Origin of the sequence: Marinobacter sp. UBA2498 (genome assembly GCF_002341575.1) — a bacterium.
Taxonomy (GTDB): domain Bacteria; phylum Pseudomonadota; class Gammaproteobacteria; order Pseudomonadales; family Oleiphilaceae; genus Marinobacter; species Marinobacter manganoxydans.
Map to the genome: position 1 here is coordinate 14,886 of NZ_DDOI01000092.1, position 1,204 is coordinate 16,089.

Sequence of the window (1,204 nt, forward strand, 5' to 3'; positions counted from 1 at the left end):
AACTGCTTCACGGCATCCTGGCGGTTCTGGGTGGCGTAGCAGATATCGTCCTTGCGAGGGCCCTGGATCTCCGGGAACTTTGCGCGTAGCGCGTCGATCACGCGGGCGGTATCGTCCATGGACAGGGTGGTCTGGGTAACGTAAGAGAGCTTACCGGGGTCTTTAACCTCCAGCTTCGCCACGTCCTCCTCGTCTTCGACGAGGTAGATTTCACCACCGTTGCTGTGGTCGTACTGCCCCATGGTGCCTTCTACTTCCGGATGGCCATGGTGGCCGATAAGCACGCACTCCCTGCCATCGCGACTGTAGCGCATGACTTCCAGGTGCACTTTAGTGACCAGCGGGCAGGTGGCGTCGAAGACTTTCAGGCCGCGGCGGGCGGCTTCGGTCTGTACCGCCTGGGAAACGCCGTGGGCGCTGAAGATAACAAGCTTGTCATCCGGCACTTCGTCCAGCTCGTCCACGAAAACGGCGCCGCGGTTGCGCAGGTTATCCACCACGAATTTATTGTGGACCACCTCGTGCCTCACATAAATGGGCGCCCCGAACACGTCCAGCGCCCGGTTTACAATTTCAATGGCACGGTCCACGCCGGCACAAAAACCTCGGGGATTGGCGAGTCGGATCTGCATATCAACCTGCTGCTCTGGTTAGTGGGCCGGGCCTGCCGGTTCCACGTCGATGATTTCTACTTCAAACGTCAGTGTACGCCCTGCCAGGGGGTGATTGAAATCCACCTCCACTTCGTCACCTTCTACACGGCTGACAACACCGGGCAACTCGCTCTGGCGCGCGTCGGCAAAGGAAATCATTACGCCGGGTTCCAGCACCATATCGGGGCTGAACTCATGGCGCTTGAACGTCTGTACGTTATTCGGATTGTGCTGGCCAAAGGCTTTCTCGGGCGGCACCTGGAAGCTGTCTTTGTCGCCAGCTTTCATACCCATCAGGTAGGCCTCGAAATTCTCCGGCAGGTTGTCATCGCCGATTTCCAAAGAGGCCGGCTCTTTCTCAAAGGTCGAATCAATCACTTCGCCATCCGGGAACTTAAGGGCGAAGTGCAGTTTTACCCGGGTACCCTTGTCGACAGGCAGCTCATTCATAAGAGTTACTCACTCCTTTGCGCATCCCCGTCCGAATCGGCGGGTTTGCGGAACATATCAAGTATCATCATGGCGGCACCGATAGTGATCGCGGTGTCGGC

At 57.8% G+C, this 1,204-nt stretch carries 2 protein-coding genes and 1 pseudogene; all 3 read right to left on the reverse strand.

Annotated features, from left to right (window positions below; all coding sequences use genetic code 11):
- Positions 1 to 632: 4-hydroxy-3-methylbut-2-enyl diphosphate reductase (ispH, locus tag B2W52_RS12875; protein ID WP_286803440.1), on the reverse strand; the 632-nt coding region annotated here is incomplete at its 3' end.
- 18 nt (positions 633 to 650) lie between these two features.
- Complete coding sequence (gene fkpB, locus B2W52_RS12880; RefSeq protein WP_053114507.1) at positions 651 to 1,103, reverse strand: FKBP-type peptidyl-prolyl cis-trans isomerase; 453 nt, start codon at positions 1,101 to 1,103, stop codon at positions 651 to 653.
- A 5-nt stretch (positions 1,104 to 1,108) separates the two neighbouring features.
- Positions 1,109 to 1,204: pseudogene (locus B2W52_RS12885) on the reverse strand (signal peptidase II); the annotation flags it as partial.

Excerpts from the sequence above, each read along its gene's own strand:
- fkpB (WP_053114507.1), bottom strand. The coding sequence starts at position 1,103 with ATGAATGAGCTGCCTGTCGACAAGGGTACCCGGGTAAAACTGCACTTC.